At 35.7% G+C, this 23,031-nt stretch carries 19 protein-coding genes and 2 tRNA genes; 20 read left to right on the forward strand and 1 reads right to left on the reverse strand.

The window, feature by feature from the left end:
- Window positions 1-4 precede the first annotated feature (4 nt).
- The 20 genes from UMR38_02525 (at window position 5) to UMR38_02620 (ending at window position 21,165) form a co-directional block, all read left to right on the forward strand.
- Window positions 5-1,030 (forward strand): hypothetical protein, encoded by a 1,026-nt coding sequence (locus UMR38_02525; protein MEC9484736.1) that lies wholly within the window; start codon window positions 5-7, stop codon window positions 1,028-1,030.
- A 1-nt stretch (window position 1,031) separates the two neighbouring features.
- Window positions 1,032-1,496 carry a hypothetical protein gene (locus UMR38_02530; protein ID MEC9484737.1) on the forward strand — a complete coding sequence of 155 codons (465 nt, stop codon included), beginning with the start codon at window positions 1,032-1,034 and terminating at the stop codon, window positions 1,494-1,496.
- Window positions 1,497-1,563: 67 nt separating this feature from the next.
- Window positions 1,564-3,204, forward strand: coding sequence for a glutamine--tRNA ligase/YqeY domain fusion protein (locus UMR38_02535; protein MEC9484738.1), 1,641 nt, complete (start codon window positions 1,564-1,566; stop codon window positions 3,202-3,204).
- Between the two features lie 2 nt (window positions 3,205-3,206).
- Window positions 3,207-3,509, forward strand: a complete 303-nt coding sequence (locus tag UMR38_02540; GenBank protein MEC9484739.1) for an MGMT family protein — start codon at window positions 3,207-3,209, stop codon at window positions 3,507-3,509.
- 62 nt (window positions 3,510-3,571) lie between these two features.
- Entirely contained in the window at window positions 3,572-5,737 is a 2,166-nt protein-coding gene (locus tag UMR38_02545) for a UvrD-helicase domain-containing protein (GenBank protein ID MEC9484740.1), read from the forward strand.
- A 39-nt stretch (window positions 5,738-5,776) separates the two neighbouring features.
- Window positions 5,777-7,762 (forward strand): NAD-dependent DNA ligase LigA, encoded by a 1,986-nt coding sequence (gene ligA, locus UMR38_02550; GenBank protein MEC9484741.1) that lies wholly within the window; start codon window positions 5,777-5,779, stop codon window positions 7,760-7,762.
- Between the two features lie 10 nt (window positions 7,763-7,772).
- Complete coding sequence (gene uvrA / locus UMR38_02555; protein MEC9484742.1) at window positions 7,773-10,580, forward strand: excinuclease ABC subunit UvrA; 2,808 nt, start codon at window positions 7,773-7,775, stop codon at window positions 10,578-10,580.
- A 10-nt stretch (window positions 10,581-10,590) separates the two neighbouring features.
- Complete coding sequence (locus UMR38_02560) at window positions 10,591-11,187, forward strand: hypothetical protein (protein ID MEC9484743.1); 597 nt, start codon at window positions 10,591-10,593, stop codon at window positions 11,185-11,187.
- Between the two features lie 4 nt (window positions 11,188-11,191).
- Window positions 11,192-12,127 carry an HPr(Ser) kinase/phosphatase gene (gene hprK, locus UMR38_02565; protein ID MEC9484744.1) on the forward strand — a complete coding sequence of 312 codons (936 nt, stop codon included), beginning with the start codon at window positions 11,192-11,194 and terminating at the stop codon, window positions 12,125-12,127.
- Window positions 12,124-13,086 carry a prolipoprotein diacylglyceryl transferase gene (lgt, locus tag UMR38_02570; GenBank protein MEC9484745.1) on the forward strand — a complete coding sequence of 321 codons (963 nt, stop codon included), beginning with the start codon at window positions 12,124-12,126 and terminating at the stop codon, window positions 13,084-13,086. The genes hprK and lgt overlap by 4 nt, the downstream gene beginning before the upstream one ends.
- Before the next feature lie 21 nt (window positions 13,087-13,107).
- Window positions 13,108-14,040 carry an FAD-dependent oxidoreductase gene (locus tag UMR38_02575; protein ID MEC9484746.1) on the forward strand — a complete coding sequence of 311 codons (933 nt, stop codon included), beginning with the start codon at window positions 13,108-13,110 and terminating at the stop codon, window positions 14,038-14,040.
- A gap of 90 nt (window positions 14,041-14,130) precedes the next feature.
- Window positions 14,131-14,775, forward strand: a complete 645-nt coding sequence (locus tag UMR38_02580) for a cobalamin B12-binding domain-containing protein (GenBank protein MEC9484747.1) — start codon at window positions 14,131-14,133, stop codon at window positions 14,773-14,775.
- Window positions 14,775-15,737 carry an ABC transporter permease gene (locus UMR38_02585; GenBank protein ID MEC9484748.1) on the forward strand — a complete coding sequence of 321 codons (963 nt, stop codon included), beginning with the start codon at window positions 14,775-14,777 and terminating at the stop codon, window positions 15,735-15,737. The genes UMR38_02580 and UMR38_02585 overlap by 1 nt, the downstream gene beginning before the upstream one ends.
- 186 nt (window positions 15,738-15,923) lie before the next feature.
- On the forward strand, window positions 15,924-16,610 hold the full coding sequence (locus UMR38_02590; protein ID MEC9484749.1) for an ABC transporter ATP-binding protein: 687 nt from the start codon (window positions 15,924-15,926) through the stop codon (window positions 16,608-16,610).
- A 67-nt stretch (window positions 16,611-16,677) separates the two neighbouring features.
- The gene (whiA, locus tag UMR38_02595) at window positions 16,678-17,622 is read left to right on the forward strand and encodes a DNA-binding protein WhiA (protein ID MEC9484750.1); all 945 of its coding nucleotides are present in this window, start codon (window positions 16,678-16,680) and stop codon (window positions 17,620-17,622) included.
- On the forward strand, window positions 17,615-17,962 hold the full coding sequence (gene acpS, locus UMR38_02600; protein MEC9484751.1) for a holo-ACP synthase: 348 nt from the start codon (window positions 17,615-17,617) through the stop codon (window positions 17,960-17,962). Before whiA ends, acpS begins: the two co-directional genes overlap by 8 nt.
- Before the next feature lie 141 nt (window positions 17,963-18,103).
- On the forward strand, window positions 18,104-18,553 hold the full coding sequence (locus UMR38_02605) for a thioredoxin domain-containing protein (protein MEC9484752.1): 450 nt from the start codon (window positions 18,104-18,106) through the stop codon (window positions 18,551-18,553).
- Between the two features lie 71 nt (window positions 18,554-18,624).
- Window positions 18,625-20,829 carry a Tex family protein gene (locus UMR38_02610; GenBank protein MEC9484753.1) on the forward strand — a complete coding sequence of 735 codons (2,205 nt, stop codon included), beginning with the start codon at window positions 18,625-18,627 and terminating at the stop codon, window positions 20,827-20,829.
- Window positions 20,830-20,892: 63 nt separating this feature from the next.
- Window positions 20,893-20,983 (forward strand) — tRNA-Ser (locus UMR38_02615).
- Window positions 20,984-21,088: 105 nt separating this feature from the next.
- Window positions 21,089-21,165 (forward strand) — tRNA-Glu (locus UMR38_02620).
- Window positions 21,166-21,274: 109 nt separating this feature from the next.
- Here the strand turns inward: UMR38_02620 and UMR38_02625 are convergent.
- Entirely contained in the window at window positions 21,275-22,513 is a 1,239-nt protein-coding gene (locus UMR38_02625; protein MEC9484754.1) for a tyrosine-type recombinase/integrase, read from the reverse strand.
- Between the last annotated feature and the right edge of the window lie 518 nt (window positions 22,514-23,031).

Below are 23,031 nucleotides of genomic sequence, written 5' to 3' on the forward strand. Positions count from 1 at the left end.
TATAATGACATCTGGTGAAGAATTAATGTTGCTACTAGAATTAAACAACTATGACATAACAAAATACCGGATTAAAAAGTTTCTTGAATTTGATCAGGATTTTCATGACGTCTCCTTGGTGAATCAACGGACGCTAAAAGACTTGTTAGTAACCTATTATACTTATGATTCAAGCAAAGACGCCCGGTACAAAAATCCTTTGGCATATCAATCTTCATGGCCTATGCAGATTGATACAATCGATAAGTTTTATGTATCACATGTTGATTTAGATAAGCCGATGACATTAAAAGCTTTTATCGAACTGGATACCTTTGAACCTTTAACAAAAGAAAGTATTTTATATGATATATTTGATCGTTGGATAGAAGCGTACCGAAACGCATCAATCCAACAAATGGAAGATTTAGAAACCTTAGTTGAACTGTTACCCAAAAAAATTAAAAAGCAACGGAAACCAAGTTTTTTAGCCTTTATATTGACGGTTTTACTTGGATTATTTCTTGCTTTATTGTATCAATCACCCGAATCATTAACACCGGCTATGTTTCCTTTTCTAGAAGGGATGGTGAGGCGTTTGAATGGGTTGTTATACGAGCAACCATGGTATAGTTTATTTGGTGTTGTTACAATCTTTTTACTGTTTACACATGCAATTGCCAATGTCTTTTTTAAACGCTTTATCAAAGATGTTAGGGGCGAGAAAAGTAAATATGCCAAACGCATGTTTACAAAATGGAAAGATGATATGGAAAACGCGCGTTTAAAACAATCGGGTATCCTAGAAGATTATGTAGAAACTGTTATGAAAGACCCAAAACAATCAGGACTAGATATGGCTGTCTTAGCCGGGCCTGAGAAACTATTAGATAAATTTAAGAATTATGTGCGCTCAATTAATAACCGATTCGATAAAATGACAAAATATCATAAGCGGTTTATGCGCTATTTACGCATCTTACTATTTTTAAGTTTACTTGCGACAATAGGGTTTATCGCAATTGGGTTAACCACACAAGGAGGGGCATAAGATGGCTAAGAAAAAACAAGAATTAAAGTTCAAGTGGGCCGATAGAGATGCTTCGTCGTGTAAAGTTGACACAAAGACGACACAGGTTATCCCCGATATTGATAGTTTTTTTGATACGGATGAGTCATTAAAAAAAGATTCTATAAAAACCAAGACAAAGCAAAAGAAAAAAAAGAAGAAAAAACAAAAGACAAAAGACAGTAAGACACCATCTAATATGATGGAAATAGCCGCAAAGGCTACAACATCACAAAAGCGCAAGTATCGTATTAAGAAGAAAAAATTTAAGTCGATTGATGACATTATAAGTTATATGAATGATCATTATTTAGAAATTGATAATATCGCAGAAACGTTATTAGAAGATTCAACTTTCTTTGGATTTCTTAAGAAAAAGAACGCCCATCAGTATGAAGAAAGTCTTGCGTTATTAAACGTATTAAAAGAAAAAATAGAGAAAAAGTAACGTTCTCATTTTTTCTTAGATAACTTTATGTTAAACTATTGATAGATTGTTTTTAGAGGTGAAAAGAATGGAAATGAACAACTTTGTAAACACCATAATTGAAGAAGATATTAAACAAGGAAAACATGACAAAGCCATTACTCGCTTTCCGCCTGAACCAAATGGATTTCTCCATTTAGGACATGCACGAGCAATTATTACCAATTATTTTATGGCTAAAAATCATGGTGGATATTTTAATCTACGGTTTGATGATACCAACCCAACAAAAGAAGATATTTCGTTTGTTAACGCGATTAAAGAGGATATCAAATGGTTGGGATGCGACTGGGAAAATGAACTTTATGCCAGTGATTATTTCGATGAAATGTATAACCGTGCGATGTTATTGATTGAACGAAAAAAAGCATATGTAGATGATTTAAATAGTGAAGAAATCCGTGAATATCGCGGAGACTTAAAGAATCCGGGAAGAAATAGCCCATACCGTAACCGTTCAGTTGACGAAAACAAAACATTATTCATAAACATGAAAAATGGTGAATATCCAGATGGTTCTAAAGTCTTACGAGCCAAAATAGATATGGCAAGTCCAAATATGAATATGAGAGATCCTATCATTTACAGGATTCAACGTGCAACCCATCATCGTACGGGGGATAAATGGTGTATTTATCCTATGTATGACTTTGCTCATCCAATTGAAGATGCAATAGAAGGAATTACACATAGTCTATGTAGCTTAGAGTTTGAAGATCACCGCCCATTATATGATTGGGTTGTTGAACATTGTGAAATGGAAAATGTTCCTCGGCAAATTGAATTTGGTAAGTTATATATTCGTAATGCGGTAACGGGAAAACGCTACATTAAGCAGTTAGTTGATAATAATGCTGTTATGGGTTGGGATGATCCTAGATTAATTACATTAAGCGGATTACGCCGAAAAGGCATTCCTCCAAAAGCGATTCAAGAGTTTATTAAAGCACTTGGGTTACCAAAAAGCCAAGGTGAAACAGATATTGAAATGTTAGAACAATTTGTTCGTGAAACATTCCGCTTTGATGCATTACGAACAAATGCTATTACAGAACCACTATTATTAGAAATTGATAATTATCCGGAAGATAAAGTTGAGTATTTAGAGGTCACGAATAATCGTGATAATCCAGAATTAGGATCACGCATGATTCCCTTCAGCAAATATGTCTATATTGAACGAGAAGATTTCTTAGAAGAGAAACCGAATAAGAAATGGCGTCGTTTATCATTAGGATTAGAAGTTCGGTTAATGCATGCCTACTTCGTCAAAGCCAACAAAGTAGTTCGTGATGATGACGGTAATATCATTAAAGTTCACTGTACCTATGATGTGAATACAAAAAGCGGATCAGGTTTTAAAGAACGGAAGCCAAATGGCAATATTCACTTCGTAGACGCATCGCATAATAAACCTGCTGAGTTCCGTTTATTTGACGACTTAGTAACCGACTTTGATAACGAAGAGATACCGTTTTATGAGAAAATAAACCCACAATCTCTGGTTGTTAAAAAGGGGTATGTTGAAGAAAATATGGCACCTGATATTGGTGAATCATTCCAGTTCACACGTAATGGCTACTATACCGTAGACCCAGATAGTACAGATGATGTATTAGTCTTTAATAGAACGGTCTCATTACGTTCATCATATAAAGTAAAAAAATAATTATGCAAGCATTTACCGAGGATGTTATACACATTATCCAAATGATTCCAAAAGGATACGTGATGACTTATGGCCAAATTGCTGCTCTAGCAGGACAACCCCGTTCTGCAAGACAAGTTAGTCGAATTTTACATGGTATGAGTGAAAAATACCACCTTCCATGGCACCGTGTTATTAATAGCCAAGGTAAAATATCATTATCAGGTGAGATGGGTAATCGTCAAAAAAATCTATTATTACAAGAAGGCATTGTATTTAATAAGCAGCGTATTTCGCTTAAAAAATATCAGTATAAGTTATCCTAAATTTATGATTAAAGCACTATTAATATAGTGCTTTTTTTGATATACTTTTTACAGGTGATTTGATGCAAGAATTATTACAAGGCTTGAATGAAAAACAACGAGAAGCCGTCCTAAAAACAGAAGGACCAGTTATGGCAATTGCTGGCGCAGGAAGTGGGAAAACAAGCGTCCTAACAAAAAGGATCGCTTATTTAATCTATGAATTAAATGTTCCCACTAATAATATATTAGCCATTACCTTTACAAACAAAGCCGCAGAAGAAATGAAACACCGTATTTATGATGCAATTGGTGTGTACTCTAGAAATATGTGGATTTCGACGTTTCATTCAATGTGTGCACGTATTTTAAGAGAACATATTGATTTACTTGGCTATGATCGACATTTTCAGATTATCGATGATGATGATACTAAGCAATTAGTGAAAAATTTACTCAAAAAACAAAATGTTGATATCAAACTTTTTCCACCAAAGACAGTGCGCAATCTTGTTTTTAAAGTAAAACAAGATCCGGCGTTTTTAGATAGTATCGAAATGCCACTTAAAGAAGTTGTCGGCAACATAAAAGACAAGTATGTGGCGTATTTAGAAGAAAGTAACTTAGTGGATTTTGATGATCTATTGCTTTTAACTATTCGCTTACTCAAAGAACATGACACCATTAAAGCCTATTATCATGAATTATTTCAATATATCTTAGTCGATGAGTTCCAAGATACAAATGACGTTCAATATGAACTCGTTAAATTACTTACCAATGAGAATGAAAATGTCTTTATTGTTGGGGACGAGGACCAAAGTATCTATGCATTTAGAGGGGCTAATATTCGGAATATACAACGGTTTAAACAAGAGTTTAGCCACCCCCATATTGTTTTGCTAGAACAAAATTATCGTTCTACAAATACCATTTTGAATGCGGCGAACGCAATTATTAAAAATAACTCAACACGGATTCCTAAGAATCTCTTTTCAACGAAGGGAGATGGAGATAAGATTGTTCATTATAAAGGGCCTACAGGCCGTGATGAAGTTGAATATGTCGCAACTACCATTTTAAAACATATTAGACAAGGCTATGATTATAATGATTTTGCGGTGTTATACCGCGCTAATAGTACTTCTAGACAATTTGAAGAAGTCTTTATGCAAAAACAAATGCCCTATAGACTCTTTGGGAACACCAGTTTCTTTAAACGTAAAGAAATTAAAGATTTTACAGCCTATTTAAGATATATTATCAACCCTGATGATGCGTTCAGTTTTTTAAGAATCATTGCGACACCACGCCGTGGTATTGGGGCCAAAACAATCGAAAAAATTATGGATTATGCAGCTGAGAACACACTACCTTTAAGCGATGCTTTAGACCAAGCAGGTGAATTTTTATCTTCAAGACAAGCCGCTAATATAACTGCCTTTTCAAAGATCATTCACCACTTAAACGAACGACTAGAAAGTGAGCCTATTGATGACATCATTGATGCCATCTTAGAAGAAACCGGGTATCTTGAGATGTTAAAGAAGGACGACAAAGGTGATGTTCGCTATGAAAACATATTAGAGTTAAAGACCATTTTAAAAGAAACGAGTGAAACCTATCAGGAATTTGATAAAACAGAACAACTCTCTTTCGTTTTAGAAGACATTGCCTTAAAAAGTGAAGAAACGAAAGAAGATGTTGAAGATGGTGTCACCTTATGTACGTTACATGCCGCCAAGGGATTAGAGTTTCGTGTTGTCTTCATTGTGGCAGTTGAAACAGGCATGTTTCCGTTATATCAAAGTTTAGGTAACGCCAAAGATTTAGAAGAAGAACGTCGATTGATGTATGTTGGTGTCACAAGAGCCCAAGAGAACCTCTACTTAACGAATGCTAGTGTTAGACAAACATATGGACAAACAAATCAAAACATGGATAGTCCATTTCTAAAAGAAATTCCAGAGAAGTATTTAGATTATGAAGGATATGTCCGCAAACATCATCAATTTAATCAGACAAAAAGTAAAACACATAACGCCAAAAACCAATTTATAAAACAACGTAAAGAAACACTCGATACCTATAGTGAAAACACTCTAAATAAAGGGGATAAGGTTACCCATAAGACGTTTGGAGATGGTGTTGTTGTAAGTGTTGCTGGTAAACAATGTGTCATTGCGTTTAGTCATGGCGTAGGGATTAAAAAACTCTTAAAGGATCATCCTGCAATCAAGAAAAAATAGTAATAGTGTGATATAATATAGACAATTGGAAGTGATATTATGAATGTTAAAAAGCGAATAGATGAGCTCATCTCACAACTTAAACAATATAACTATGAATACTATACACAAGATAATCCAAGTGTAACAGACCAAGAGTATGATGCGTTGATGAATGAACTCATACAGCTTGAAACACTGTATCCTGATTTAAAACGGGAAGATTCTCCAACTATGCGTGTTGGGGATACCGTATTAGATTCATTTGAAAAAGTCACACATGATATTCCTATGATGAGTCTAAGTAATGCCTTTAATAAAGAGGATTTATATGATTTTGATAAGCGTATTCAAAAAGTGGTAGGAAAACAACAATATACGGCTGAAGTGAAAATTGATGGACTCGCTGGGGCATTACAGTACGAGAATCGTAAATTTGTCTTAGCCGCAACACGGGGAAATGGAACAGTAGGAGAAGATGTCACACATAACGTAAAGACCATCCGTTCAATCCCATTAACAATAGAGTATCCTGATGATCTTGAAGTACGTGGTGAAATTTTTATGTCTAAGCGTTCTTTTGAGAAAGCAAATAAACGCCGAAAAGAAACAGGAAAAGCACCGTTTATGAATCCGCGTAATGCAGCAAGTGGTAGTATTCGTCAATTAGATAGTAAAATCGCCGCAAAACGTGAATTAGATATGTTTATATATAGCATTATGGCACCATTAAAACATGGGATTACAAGTCATTATGATGCCTTAATGTTTGCGAAAAAATTAGGATTTCATGTAAACCCATTAACTGAACGGTTCGATACTATTGATGAGGTTATTACTTTTGTCGAAGAGATGACAGAACGACGTGATACGTTATCATATGATATTGATGGAGTTGTTATTAAGGTCGATGATATTCGTCTTTATGATGACATTGGTGTTACCGCAAAGAGCCCAAAATGGGCAATTGCATATAAGTTCCCTGCTGAAGAAGTATTAACACAAATACAAGATATTGTTTTCCAAGTGGGACGTACGGGACAAATTACACCTGTGGCTAACTTGAATCCAGTATTAGTACAAGGTAGTATGGTCGCTAGAGCGACATTACATAATGAAGACTATATTAAAGAAAAGGATATTCGCCAGTACGATACAGTTGTTATTCAAAAAGCAGGTGATATCATTCCCGAGGTTGTCCGTGTTGTCAAAGAACGACGGACAGGTAATGAAGAAGTATTTGAAATGATTGCGCATTGTCCAGTATGTAATAAGCCGATTGAACGCAAAGACAGTGAAGCCGCATACTTTTGTGTTAACCCTAACTGTGATGCCAAACGGATGAATGGATTAATTCATTTTGTTTCACGCGATGCTATGAACATTGATGGACTCGGAGCTCGTATTATTGAACAGTTTTATAATGATGGTTTGATTCGATCAATACCTGATATTTATCGGTTGAAAGACCACCGTTCTGAGTTGGTATTAAAAGAAGGCTTCGGCCAAAAAAGCATTGAAAAATTGTTAGAAAGCATTGAAGCAAGCAAGGATAATAATCTTGATGTATTATTGTTTGGACTCGGGATTCGCCATGTTGGTGCGAAAGTCTCGCGGGTCTTAGCAGCTGAGTTTGAAACGATAAATCAACTCATGGAAACTAGTGAAGAATCTTTAAAAGACATTAATGAAATTGGTGATGTGATTGCAAAAAGTGTTGTTAATTATTTTAGTCAGCAAGCACATCGTGATATGATAGATACGTTGCAAGAACTTGGTGTAAATACTCAGTATCGTGCAAAAAAACAAGAGAACAATGATCGTTTTGAAGGCAAAACGTTTGTTTTAACAGGTAAGCTTGAGATGTACACACGTAAAGAAGCCAAAACGTTAATTGAACAACTTGGTGGAAAAGTGACATCATCTGTTAGTGGAAACACCGATGTCCTCCTTGCTGGGAGTGACGCAGGAAGTAAACTGGATAAAGCAGAAAACATTGGTGTAAAGATCATCGATGAAGCAACCTTTAAGGCGTGGATAGATTAGGTGAAAATATATGTTAAATAACATTGTAATAAAAGGCGCTAAAGAGAATAACTTAAAGAATATTGATTTATCAATCCCTAAAAATCAGTTTATTGTTATGACGGGTCTAAGTGGGAGTGGGAAATCCTCTTTAGCATTTGATACGATATATCGCGAAGGACAAAGACGTTATGTCGAAAGCCTTAGTGCTTATGCACGACAGTTTTTAGGGAATATGGAAAAACCCAATGTCGAAAGCATTGAAGGGTTAAGCCCGGCCATCAGTATCGATCAAAAAACAACATCAAAAAATCCCCGAAGTACTGTGGGAACGGTAACGGAGATTTATGATTATTTACGGTTACTATATGCTCGTATTGGACGGCCTATTTGTCCAACTCATGGGATTGAAATCACCGGACAATCGATTGAACAGATGACAGATAAAGTACTTAATGTAGCGGAGGGACGTTGTATCATTTTAGCCCCAATCGCAAAAGAGCGTAAAGGTACTCATGCCAAACTCTTTGATGAGTTAAAAAAAGATGGGTTTGTTCGTGTTCGTGTCAATGGTGAGATAATGGACTTAGAAGATGAGATTGACTTAGAGAAGAACAAACGCCATACTATAGAAGTTGTTGTAGATCGCTTAAAGATTCGAGACGGTGTGAGAAGTCGCTTATTTGACTCATTAGAGATTGCCGCAATGCACGGAAATGGCAAAGTAATCGTTTTAATAAATGACGAAGAACATGTCTTTAGTGAGCATTATGCCTGCCCAAAATGTGATTTTAGTATCGGTGATTTAGAACCACGGTTATTTTCGTTTAACGCGCCATATGGTGCATGTGAAGAGTGTTCTGGATTAGGGCATAAACGTAAAATAGATCCCGATTTGTTAATACCTGATAAAACCAAGTCCTTAGAACAAGGGGCTATTAAGGGATGGCAAAATACAGATACTTACGGATTTGCAAAAATACGTCAAATCGCAGAGTATTATAATATCGATTTAACAGTTCCAGTAAAAGATATGAAAGAGAAAGACTTGAATGTATTTCTTTATGGGACAAAAGATAAAATACAGTTTGAATTTGGTAAAAAAGATAAAGGCTATCAACATGTTAATAAAGAACGCTATGAAGGTATTATCCCGAACTTAGAACGACGCTACACAGAAACGTCATCACGGTTTATGCGTGAGTGGATTGAAGGGTTAATGGCAGAAATAACATGTCCGGTATGTCAGGGTAAGAAATTAAATGACAAAGCGTTAAGTGTTAAAGTGGGGAGTAAAGATATTTCAGAACTTACGGACTATAGTGTTAAAGATATCATTCACTTCTTTGATCATGTTGAACTGAGTGAACAAGAATCACAAATTAGTGAGATGGTACTAAAGGAAGTCATTGAACGTCTCAGTTTCTTAGAAAATGTTGGACTGAATTATTTAACATTATCTCGTCAAGCCGCAACTTTAAGTGGTGGAGAAAGTCAACGTATCCGCTTAGCAACGCAGATAGGTTCACAATTAACCGGTGTCTTATACGTTTTAGATGAACCGAGTATTGGACTGCATCAAAGAGACAATAGTAAGTTGATTCATACCTTGAAAAAGATGCGTGACTTAGGAAATACCTTAATTGTTGTTGAACATGATGAAGAAACAATGATGGAAGCAGACCAAATTATTGACATTGGGCCAGCCGCAGGTTTAAATGGCGGAAATGTTACTTTCCAGGGGACTTATGATGAAATCTTAAAAGACGACAAAAGCATAACCGGTAAGTATTTATCAAAACGTTTGAAAATAGATATTCCTAAAAAGCGACGATCACCTGATAATGGCTACATCAAGATAAAAGGCGCAAGACAAAATAACTTAAAAAATATCGATGTCGATATTCCTAAAGGGTTGTTAAATGTCGTGACAGGTGTTAGTGGAAGTGGAAAATCAAGTTTGATTAATGAATGTTTATATAAAGGTCTCTCTAATCAGATATATCGTAAAAAGCAAACGCAAGGTGAGTTTGATGCCTTAGAAGGTGTAGAAGACTTTGAAAAGATTATCAATATTGATCAATCACCGATTGGGCGAACACCACGCAGCAATCCGGCAACCTATACCAAAGTATTTGATGATATTAGAGACATCTATGCGATGACCAATGAGGCAAAGAAACGTGGATATAAAAAAGGACGTTTTAGCTTTAATGTCAAAGGTGGGCGTTGTGAAACGTGTCGTGGTGATGGGTTAATTAAAATAGAGATGCACTTTTTGCCGGATGTTTATGTACCATGTGAAGTGTGTAACGGAGCACGTTATAATAAAGAAACGCTAGAAGTAAAATATAAAGGAAAAACCATTAGTGATGTGTTAGAAATGACGATTGAAGAAGCCAGTGAGTTTTTTAAAAACATTCCTAAAGCTAAGAAAAAACTAGATACATTGGTTAATGTAGGACTAGGATATCTCAAAATTGGCCAACCAGCCACAGATTTAAGTGGTGGAGAAGCACAACGTGTTAAACTTGCTCGAGAATTACACAAACGCATTACAAGCAATACGTTATATATCTTAGATGAACCTACGACAGGTCTTCATTCTGATGATGTTAAGCGTTTATTAAAAGTGATTAATCATATCGTTGATAAAGGCGCTACAGTGGTGATTATTGAACACAATTTAGATGTTATTAAAGTGGCTGATCATATTGTGGACTTAGGACCCGAAGGTGGCGATATGGGAGGGACTGTCATTGCGACAGGGACACCAGAACATATTACAACCGTTAAAGAGAGTTATACTGGACAATATTTAAAACATGTATTGAACTGAGGTGATGACTATGGACAATGAAGAAAAACATGATGAAGAGTCGACAGAAACAAAAAAGACAAATGAAGAAGAAAAGAAACAAACATCAAATGAGAAGACTCCCTCTAAAGAAGACTTAGAGAAGGATTTAAAGCGCGTCATGGATGAACTTAAACGACAACAAAAAGGCAATAAAAAAGGGGGGAAACCCCGTGTATTTGCCCTTGAGTTTGGCGGAGTGTACCACGCCAATCAGTTCATTAATTTCCTGTTTAGCTATTTACTGAATGTCACTTTAATTTTTCTTGTGATTGAAGTATTCAACTTTGCATCGTATGATTCAATACTGATTGTCTTCGCAGTCGGAGGGGTATTTACGATCATAGAGACCATGCTTAAGGTGTATATATTCTCACACCATTTTAAATGGGTCTTAAGAACATTTGGCACAATCTTCTATTTTGCCTATGTCTTCATATTTTATGCGATTGATCGATATATTTTTATCGACTCATTCCGCTTTGTTAATGAAACATTACTTGTCTTTTTCGTCTTAATCTTTGCTTCATTACGCTATGGTGTGGGGCTGATGATTAGACGGTATTTAAGACAAGGATTAAGAGGGTGATCCGATGTTAACAGTAAACGATATTATTACAGATCATAAGTTGGATTTAAGAAGTGGTGAAGGGGGTATTAATGGCGAAGTAAGGCGCGCTCAAGTATCACGACCAGGAATTGAACTCGCTGGATTGTTTGATTTTTATGAATATGACAGAATCCAAGTATTTGGTTCAAAAGAAGTGACATTCTTCTGGTGGTTAACTGAAAACGATCAAGAGATCCGTGTTGATATGTTATTCCAAAAACGGCCGCCAATGTTTATTTTCTCTAAAAATACTGAAATACCAGAAATATTTATTCGTAAAGGGAATGAATACAATATTCCGATTTGCCATAGCAACAATAAAACAAGTGCCTTAATTAGTAGTTTATTTGAGTATTTAAATAGTAAATTAGCAGAACGATTAAGTGTTCATGGGACTCTTGTTGATATTAGTGGCGTTGGCGTGTTAATCCGAGGAAAAAGTGGCCTTGGTAAGAGTGAGGTTGCCTTAGAACTTGTTAGACGTGGCCACCAATTAGTTGCTGATGACCGAGTTGATATGTATCAGCGTGAACCTGGTATTATCGTTGGTGAAGCGCCAGAGATGTTACGCAAGTATTTAGAAATACGTGGGATTGGGATTGTCAATATTGTTAAGTTATATGGGGTAAAAGCATTTAAAGAGAATAAAAAGATTATGTTAGTGATTGACTTAGAACCGTGGAATGAAAAGAATTCATACGATCGTTTAGGGTTAGATCATAACACCTTAACCTTCTTTGATACCGAAATTTCGCATGTGGTTTTACCGATTTCTGAGGGACGTAATGTCGCTTCATTAGTAGAAGTAGCCGCCGTAAATGCACGATTAAAATTTTTAGGTGAAAACTCAGCTCAAGAATTTGCTGAAGCCGTTAAAATGAACTTACAAAGCCGACAGAAAGAAAGTGACGACGAATGACACATATTTATGACCCAATAAGCAATGTTTTACTAGATCTAGGATTTATTCAGTGGTACAAATACAGTTTTATGATCATGTTAGGAATTGTTATAGCGATTATATTAGGACTAAGAGAAGGAAAACGACTTGGAATTTCATCTGATGATATACTCGATGGCGTTTTAATCATTGTTCCTTTATCCATCTTAGGAACCCGATTATGGTATGTCATCTTTGAATGGGAACGTTACGCATGGGATATTATAGCGATATTACGTATCACAGATGGGGGCCTCGCAATCCATGGTGGTTTCTTTACCGCGTTTATTAGTGCTTATGTGTATACAAAGCATAAAGGCATTAACATTCTGAGTGCTTTTGATATCATGGTTCCTGGATTTTTAATTGCACAAGCCAGTGGCCGCTGGGGAAATTTCTTTAATCAAGAAGCGCACGGTGGCATTATTGGTGGTACAGAAGGTGGACAACCCGCATTAAGTTTAGATGAGCAACGGGCGTTTTTAAAAGAAACGTTACGGTTACCTGACTTTATAACAAACAATATGCTAATTGAAGCAGAAACAGGAGACCCAGGACACGTTGGATCATTAATTGAAGGCGCGCAAAATTATGAACTATATAACTATTATCATCCAACATTTTTATATGAATCATTGTGGAATATATTAGGCTTCATCCTAGTGATTATTATTCGCCGGACAAAATGGTTACGACGTGGAGAACTCCTTGCATTTTACCTTATTTGGTATTCAACAGGTCGTTATTTTATCGAAGCAATGCGAACCGATAGTCTGTATATTGGAAATACCAACATACGAACGGCACAAGTCATATCTATCCTGATGATTTTAGGGGGTATTGGATACCTCTTCTATAGTAGATTGGTTTTAAAACCGAAGTATTATATGGATGTTGTTAAGCAAAATACTGAACAAAAAGACATAAAAGCGTTATAATTAAAAATCGAGGTGAGATAAATGGAAAAATTTGATGTAATTATTATTGGAGCTGGACCAGGTGGAATGACCGCAGCTATTTATACTCAACGTGCAAACTTAAAAACAGTCATGTTAGAAAAAGGTGCCCCAGGTGGAAATATGATGTCAACTTGGGAGATTGAAAACTATACAGGTACTGGAAAAATCACAGGCTTTGAGTTATCTGAAAAAATGTTTAACCACACACAAGAACTCGGTGTTGAATATCGTTATGGCGAGGTTACTAATATCGTTGATAAAGGTGACGTGAAAGAAGTTCATACCGCATCTGGAGATGTCTATGAAACAAAAACAGTTATTGTTGCTTCTGGAACAAACCCACGTAAAACAGGTGCACCTGGCGAAGAGGAATTAAGTGGAAAAGGTGTCAGCTACTGCGCAATCTGTGATGGAGCATTCTTTAAAGACACAGATATTGTTGTTGTTGGTGGAGGAAACAGTGCAATTGAAGAAGCTGTTTACTTATCAAAGACAGTAAACCATATTACGGTTGTTAATATTTTGCCGGATCTACAAGCAGACGCTAAAGCAGTTGATGAAGCAAAAGAAACGGGTAAAATGGACTTTAAATTAGGGTACGAAATCGCATCGTTTGATGGTGAAGAGAAATTAGAAAGTGTTACCATCCGTAACGTTGAAACAAAAGAGGAAGAAGTCTTAGATGTTGAAGGTGCCTTCGTCTTTATTGGAAATGTCCCAGAAGCACCATTTGTTAAAGACTTAGATATCCAAAATGATTGGGGTTATATCGAAGTTAATGAACACATGATGACAAAAGTTCCTGGTATATTTGCGATTGGTGATGTGATTGATAAAGAACTGCGTCAAATTATCACTGCGGCCGCAGATGGAACGATTGCTGCTGTACAAATTTCTCATTATATTAAAGAGTTAGATAAGAAAAACAAATAATATATACAAAAATGACCACCTAATATAGGGTGGTCATTTTTATATGTAAGAGAGATAAAATATGTTGTAATAACAAGGAGGAGGATTGAGATGAAAAAAGAATATAAAGCATTATATGAGACGATTAAACAAGCTAAAAAGTCTAAAGCAGTGCATATGGCATTAGATATGGTAAAGAACGGTAAAATTGACATTATTACATTATATGAACATGTATTAGAACCTGTGTTAAATGATATTGATTGTGGTATAGATGATCTGGCATGTATTTGGCAAGAACATATTCGCACTAATATTGTAAGAACAATCATTGAAGCGATGTATGTGCATCTTGAAGAGATGTTTAAAAATAACGATTATCAGTCATTAAATAAAAAAGTGCTTGTTGTCTGTCCGACAGAAGAATATCACGAGATTAGGGCTAGAATGGCAACAGATTTCTTTTATTTAGTAGGCTATGAATCAATTTACATTGGCGCAAATACACCGTTACATGTGATTATATCAGCCATTAAAGAAGAAAAACTAGATATCTTAGCATTAAGCGTTACAAATCGATATCATTTATCTGTAACAAAACATCTTGTAGATGCGGTAAAAGTGATTAATCCAGACATCAAAATCTATGTGGGGGGCAGAGCCTTTTCATCAAAGGATGCTGACACTTTAATTGAACCGGATAAGATATTATGGACATTTGCTGATTTTGAAGCGCTGGTAAAGGGGATAGAATAATGCTACCTTTACGTATTGCCTTACGCTTTTTATGGAGTAGTAAAGGCCAAACAATCCTCATCGCATTAGGAATTGCTGTTGGGGTTAGTGTTCAAGTATTTATTGGTAGTTTAATCCAAGGATTACAAATTGATTTAGTCGATTCTACTATTGGTAATCGCTCGCAAATAACCATCACAAATGAAAATGAAGAAAACTATATCGAGGATTACATCGCTTTAAGAGAAGATGTTTTAACGATTGACGAGGATATAACAGTGGCATCTTACGCATTAGATCAACCAGGAACTATGATTAAAGGAAACACCTCATCACCAATCCTTATGCGTGCATTTGATTTTAATTTATCCAACGAAATCTATGGATGGGATGATGGACTAACTGAAGGTATTATACCCTATAATGATAATGAGATTATTGTTGGGGAACCAGTATTAGAAGAACTTGGTGTCTCAGTTGGCGATACGGTTACACTTGAGGTGCCCTTGGTTGGATCACAAGAAGTCACAATTAGCGGAAGCTATCAGTTTAATGTGACAGCTATCGATGAATCATGTGTAGCGATGACATTACCTACATTACAAGGACTCTTAGGACAGACAGATGTCATTAGTGCCTTAGAAATACAAGTTAATGATGTCTTTTTAGCTGACACCATTGCGACAGACATCAGTGACAATATTGGTCGGGATAAGTTATCAGTATCGAATTGGAAAGAAGAAAACGCTGATTTATTAAGTGGATTAGAAGGGCAAAGTGTCTCTAGCATTATGATTCAAGTTTTTGTAACATTATCAGTGGTATTAGGGATTAGTAGTGTGTTAGCCATAACGGTCTTGGAAAAATCAAGACAATTAGGTATTTTGAAAGCTATGGGTATTAAAAACAGAACAGCGAGTCTTATTTTTCTTTATGAAGGTATGATTTTAGGGATCTTGGGTGCCATGGGGGTATTGGACTAGGATTAGGTCTTAGTTATGCCTTTACACAGTTTGCTGTAAACCCTGACGGGTCTCCTGTAGTTAATTTATACATAGATCCTCAGTTTATTGCATTGAGTGGATTTATTGCATTGACAGCAGCAACCTTAGCTTCGCTGTTCCCAGCATTACGATCACGTAATATTAGTATTATCGAGGTGATTAAAAATGGATAATGTGATTATTTTAAAAAAGATTGATAAAGTCTATGGAGAGAAAGTTAAAACGCATGCCTTAAAAGATATTAATCTATCATTTGAACGAGAAAGCTTTAATTCTATTATTGGCCAATCTGGTAGTGGAAAATCTACATTATTAAACATTTTAGGAACACTTGATAAACCAACAAACGGCCAAGTCTTTATTAACGACGTCGACACAAACGACTTAAATCCCAATCATTTGGCTGAATTACGTAATCAAACGATGGGATTTGTATTTCAGTTTCATTATCTATTGCCTGAGTTTACAGCTTATGAAAATGTTTTAATGCCTGTGCAAATTAGTGGCGAGCCTATAACTAATGAGCTCAAGGATCGTGCCAACGAATTAACGGATTTGGTCGGACTTGAGAAAGTTAAACATAATTTAGCCAATAATATGAGTGGTGGACAACAACAACGGACAGCTATCGCCCGTGCATTAATCAATCAACCAGACATCATCTTAGCAGATGAACCAACGGGAAACTTAGATAGTGATACAACTGAAAAAGTATATAAGTTATTAAGAGACATTAATGAAAAGTATAAAACAACATTTATTGTCATCACTCACGATCGGACTGTTGCTGAAAAAGCAGATTGCATTATTGAGTTACAAGATGGTGAAGTGTATCTAGATGTTACGAAGTAACCCTGATTTGATAGACATCAATATATAGCCATGTTATAATGGGTTATCAAAGATTGAGTGTGATAGTATGAGTTTTGCAACAAATGTAAAAAGTGAACTAATAACCGTAAAAGCCAATACCTGTTGCGAGCTAGCAGAACTTGCTGCTTTACTGCGTATCAATGGTGAAGTTACGATATCGAGTAACGGTGTGAGAATTGATTTTCATACAACGAATATTGGCGTCGCGCGGCATGTTGTAGAGCGCGTTAAACGACTATACAAAACAGAAGTTGAGTTACTATCAAAGAAACAAATGAAACTTCAAAAAAATGATATTTATATTATTAAGGTCGCTCATAAAGCCAATACTATTGTTCATGAATGTGGTTTAATGGATGATTATGATAATATGATGAAAGATCCTTTGTTAGTTAAGGATTGTTGTAAGAAAGCTTATTTAAGAGGTGCTTTTTTAGCCGCAGGATCGATTAATTCTCCCAGATCATCTAGCTATCACTTAGAAATTCATACAAATTATGAAGCCCATGCACAAGCGATTATGTCATTGCTAAATTATTTTGATTTAAATGCAAAATACATTTCACGTAAAAACGGATATATTGCCTATATAAAAGAATCTGAAAGAATATCTGATTTTCTCCGATTAACAGGTGCGACAAGTGCATTGTTCACCTATGAAGATGAGCGAATTAAACGGGATTTTGTTAATTCCATTACACGGGTTATGAATATGGATATTGCGAATCAAAATAAAACACTTGAGGCGGCGAATAAACAATTAAAAAGTATCAGTATATTAGAAAACACGCTTGATATTTCGACATTAAATAAAAGTGTTCAGGAAGCTATAAAATTACGCAAATCATATCCTGAATCATCATTAAAAGAACTCTCACAATTGAGTGAAGATTTGATTGGTAAAAAAGTCAGTAAATCGGCATTAAATCACCGCTTTCGCAATATTAATGAATTGGCCACTGAAATTATGGAGGAAATGGATTATGAGTAATGTAGGTATTGATATTGTTGAGTTTGAAGAAATTAAAGAACGGCTGAGTGATCGCTTTATAGAACGTGTTTTGAGTGAAGAGGAGATCAATATTTATCAAAGGATTAGCCATACTGATAGAAAATTATCTTTTTTAGCAGGACGTTTCGCAGCCAAAGAGGCTTATACCAAAGTGTATAAGAGTTTTGATCAAGAACTTAATTTTAGTGATGTAAGTATACTCAATGATCATTACGGAGCACCCTATATAAAAAGTGCATACCATCCAGAGGATACCGTTAGTGTAAGTATCTCTCATTCAAGACAATATGCGATTGCGATATGTATCAAAGAGACATAAGTCAAACTCAAGCCAATAGTGATGGCTTGAGTTTTTTTATGAGTTTAACGCCTTTATAAAAACCTTAATCAGAACGGTAGTATTTATGACTTGCATAATGCCCTATTATTCGTTACAATATTAAGAGCTAGGAGTGATAATATGGCAAGTTATAAAAGTGTTAGAAAAAAAGATAATTTCTTACTAAAGTTAGGGGTAACATTTGCAGGTATTTTTGCTGTTTTGGTTTTAGCATTATTTGTTTATGATGCGGTAAATCAAAGTACAGACTATGATTCATTTGATCATATTGATTCTTACCAAGCGTTTCCCCAGCAACCTGAAAGTGAGTATCTCGTATATGTCTATTCAGAAAGCTGTGCAGCATGTCAGCAAATTCAGGAGGATGTTTTTACTTTTGCAGAAAGTAACGCAGCCAATATGAAAGTCTATTTTGCAGATGTTAATAATGTTTCTGGGAGTAATAACTATCCTGGACTGACAGGTACACCAGGAATCTTACATGTAAGAAATGGTGTTGTCATTAATTTGCAGACAGGTGTGCAAAATGTGCAAACCGTCATGGCAAATATTAATCTAGAAGCAAAATAATTTGTGCAAGAGGGATTGGATTAAAATTGCCTTACTAAGGCTTTTTTAATAGTTAGAGAGGAGTATTAACGATGGAATTAGATAAGCATGTATTAGCCCAGATAACGAAACAACTTGATGTGACACGTAAACAAGTTAAGACGGTACTAGAATTATTAGATGATGGCAATACTGTACCATTTATCGCGCGGTATCGTAAAGAGCAAACAGGGGCTTTAGATGAAGAACAAATCCGTGAAATTCATAAAGCATACGAATATAAACAAAACTTATTACAACGTAAAGAAGATGTCATCCGTTTAATTGATGAAAAAGGTATGTTAACGGATGCATTAGAACAAGAGATTTTACAAGCTGAGAAACTGGTTGATGTAGAAGATTTATATCGTCCCTTTAAAGAGAAAAAGAAAACCAAAGCGACGATGGCGAAAAAGCAAGGTCTTGAACCACTCGCAGACTACCTTAAGAGCTTTCCTGCAGAAGGTGATGTAGATGAAGAGGCGAAGAAATACATCAATGATGAAGTGGAAACTGTTGAAGACGCGATTGAAGGTGCGAAGTATATTATTGCTGAAGAGATCAGTGACAATTCAACCTTTAGAAAGTGGATTCGTAATGTTACTTTTCAAGACGGCTTATTAGAAACATCTAAAAAGAAAAATGCCAAAGATGAAGGCGAAACATACGTGATTTATTATGACTTCAAAGAACCCCTTACTAATGTGAAGCTATATCGCGTATTGGCAATAAATCGTGCCGAAAAAGAAAAAATTATTACAGTAAAAGTTACGATGGATACAGACCGTATCTTTACCTACTTAGAACGCAAAGTAATTGAAGACCCTAAATCAATTGTGGTACCGTATATCAAGGAAGCAATCCAAGATGCGTATAAACGCTTAATTCAACCCTCTATTGAACGTGAGTTACGAAGTGAATTAACGGAGAAAGCTGATCAAAATGCGATTCATATCTTTAGTGAAAACTTACGGAGTTTATTATTACAACCGCCAATGAAAGATAAAATGGTTTTAGGAGTGGATCCTGCATACCGAACGGGCTGCAAGTTAGCCGTTGTTAATAGAATGGGTAAAATGGTTGATTTGGATGTTATTTATCCACACCAAAAATTCCCCGGTGAGAAAGTTAGTCAAGAACGCCGAAATAAAGCCGGTCTTAAAGTTGCTAATTTTATTAAGAAATATGATATCGACATCATCGCTATTGGAAATGGAACGGCATCAAGAGAAACCGAACAATTCATTATCAATGTGATCAAATATGTTGAGAAAGAATTAGGGCGTAAAATATATTATGTGATCGTAAACGAAGCTGGTGCAAGTGTATATAGTGCCAGTGAATTAGCGAAGGATGAGTTTCCTGAACTGCAAGTTGAAGAACGTAGCGCAGTTAGTATTGCTCGGCGTTTACAAGATCCTTTAAGTGAACTTGTTAAAATCGATCCAAAAAGTATTGGTGTTGGACAGTACCAACATGATGTCGCACAAAAACAGTTAACTGATTCGTTAGACTTTGTTGTAGAGACAGTTGTTAACCAGGTTGGTGTTAATGTCAATACAGCATCAGCGCAACTATTACAACATGTTGCTGGATTAAATAAAACAACTGCTGAAAACATTGTAAAATATCGTGAAGAACACGGTGAGTTTAAAAGCCGTGAAGAGATAAAAGAAGTACCACGTTTAGGTGAGAAAAGTTTTGAACAGGCCGCGGGATTCTTACGTATTTTAGAGGGAGATAAGCTCTTTGATAAAACTGGAATTCACCCTGAAAGTTACGCACTAGCAGAACGTTTAATGGAACAACTATCACTTGATACAGATGATTTAGGGAATCCTATTTTAAAACTAAAATTTCATACAATGAATAAAAAAGAAATTGCGAAAAAGGTTGATGCAGGACTTAATACCGTAGAAGATATTATGGATGCCTTTGTTGCTCCATTACGTGATCCACGTGATGATGCACCAGCACCAATCTTACGTAGTGATGTATTAAAATTATCAGACTTAAAACCAGGTATGGAATTAAAAGGTACAGTACGTAATGTTGTTGACTTTGGTGCCTTTGTGGATTGTGGAGTTAAGGATGATGGGTTAGTGCATATTTCGCAATTATCCAAGGAGTATGTGAAACATCCATTAGATGTCGTAAGTGTTGGTGAAGTTGTCACTGTATGGGTAAAGGAAGTCGACTTAAAACGACATCGTTTGCAACTCACAATGCTTAAAGAAAACGCCCCTTATACAAATTAAAAAATCAGCTTATTGCTGTTGACAGTTAGCCCAAAATATTATATTATATAAGGGCTGACATTTGGAGTAGTACTCAAGTGGCTTAAGAGGTGCCCCTGCTAAGGGTATAGGTCGTTTACGCGGCGCGAGAGTTCAAATCTCTCCTACTCCGCCATTTAATCAATAAAAACGGACAATTTGTCCGTTTTTTTATTTTTATTTATGGGTCACTATTGACATTTTTATATGGCGTTGTTATAATGATTAAGCATTGTTAACTGGCCCGTTGGAGAAGCGGTTTAACTCACATGCCTTTCACGCATGCATTCATGGGTTCGAATCCCGTACGGGTCACCAAATGTACTCTAAACCTAGTCTAATACTAGGTTTTTTTATTTGGATAAACGTACTTTGAAACCAACGGACCAATCAAGTACCATCATTTTTAGGGTCAATTTAGGGTCGCTTAGATAGTGTTCTCGTTAAACTTTTGAACCGATTTGAGCTCTAGAGAAGGCTGTATACGCGTATACACATCATTCGTGATACGAGCATCTTTATGTCCAGCCCACTTTTGTCTAACCTTAAGATCAATACCTAATGTGGCACACAAACTGACGAAATATGTTCTAAATGAGTGTATTGATATACCATCTAACCCATACTTCTTCGCATAGTATCTAACTGAGTTGGAGAGATTAGACGATGTGAACTGATTAAACAGTCTATTCTCTGGTTCGTATATCTCAATGTATTCTCTTATAGACTTCTCAGCAGGTGCCATTAGTGGTATCGTACGATTCGATTGTTCTGTCTTTGGTGGACCTATTTCACTGGTTCGCTTGTTCATCGACTTGTTAATTGTTATTGTTTTGTTCTTAAAGTCTATGTCGCATAATTCTAGGGCGCAGACTTCTCCAAGTCGTAAACCTGTATAAGAGACAAGTTCAACAACGTATCTTAGTTCTTCTCTTTCTTTCTGAAGGAACGTTAAAAATGCTTTGTGTTCTTTTTGCGAGAGAACCTTAGTCTTTTTAGCTGATTTCTTTGTTAAATCTTCCACCCCTAACATTGGGGTCTTAGTTATAATGTCGGTTACTTGGGCTTTATTGAAGATGGCTTTTAGTTCTCTGTAAGCACGTTTTCTAACACTCTTATAAAAGATATCATTTAAACACTCTTGTAAATCAAGCGTTGTTAGAGTCTTAATTTTTCTAAATCCTAAGACAGGCTTGATATAGTTATTATATCTAGTCGTTATTTCTGTTCTACTCTGTTCTTTGATGTTTGTCTTAAATGTATTGATCCACTTATCGAACCAGTCGTTTAATGTAATGTTGCGATAGGACTTCTGTGATTCTTCTCTTTTATCACGCTCTCTTATCGCTTTTTTTAATTTATTGATACAATCTTTTTGAGTTCTAGCATACACGCTTTTTTGCATACCATCACACATATATCTACCTTCGTAGCGTCCATCTTTTCTGTAACGGATTGTACCCTCTTTTAGCTTCGGCAAATCTTTTACCTCCTTTTCCTTACTTGCCTCGCTACTTGTTTGTGATCCATTTACTACAGCGGTTATTATCATCTGTAACATCTGTGGTGTCATTTTTAATGAATCCTCTTCTTGAGATATAGGATCATTCTCTGTATTCATTAGTTGTCCTAATAAACTTGAAACTGTTTCTTCTAATTGTTGCATTGCGATTCTCCTTTTTAAATTATTTATGAAGCCAAGAATATGCTCCATAGATATTAGGTAATCAATATATATATTATTTTAGGAGAATGTGTAAAATTCATTAATAGTAAACAGGGTTAACATCTTAACAAAGATGCGTATGAATCTTATCTTGTTGGTTGTATTATAAGCGGCAAGATGAATTTTGTCCATGGGGATTCTCTTAGAGAGGAGTGATGTCAAACTTAATAATTACATTTAGGTTCTAAGAGCTATTGAATAATGATCGCAACTTACTGTTTACAAGAACACCCTTAATTAGCTCTTTTATAAGAGAATAATTGTTCTTGCACTAGTTTGTTCTTATAGGTTTCCCCTACTTAGAACGGTTTTCTCATTCTTCTTTAAATCTTTTGGCTGGTGTTAGTATAGTTTAGTAGACAGTGTAAGTAAGAATCTAATCTTTATGATAGAATAAGGAAAGGAGGTTTTACTTATGGCTAAAGGAAAAGGGTATCGATACCCTCAAGATTTTAAAG

The sequence above is a fragment of the Candidatus Izemoplasma sp. genome (genome assembly GCA_036172455.1).
Lineage (GTDB): Bacteria > Bacillota_I > Bacilli_A > Izemoplasmatales > Izemoplasmataceae > JAIPGF01.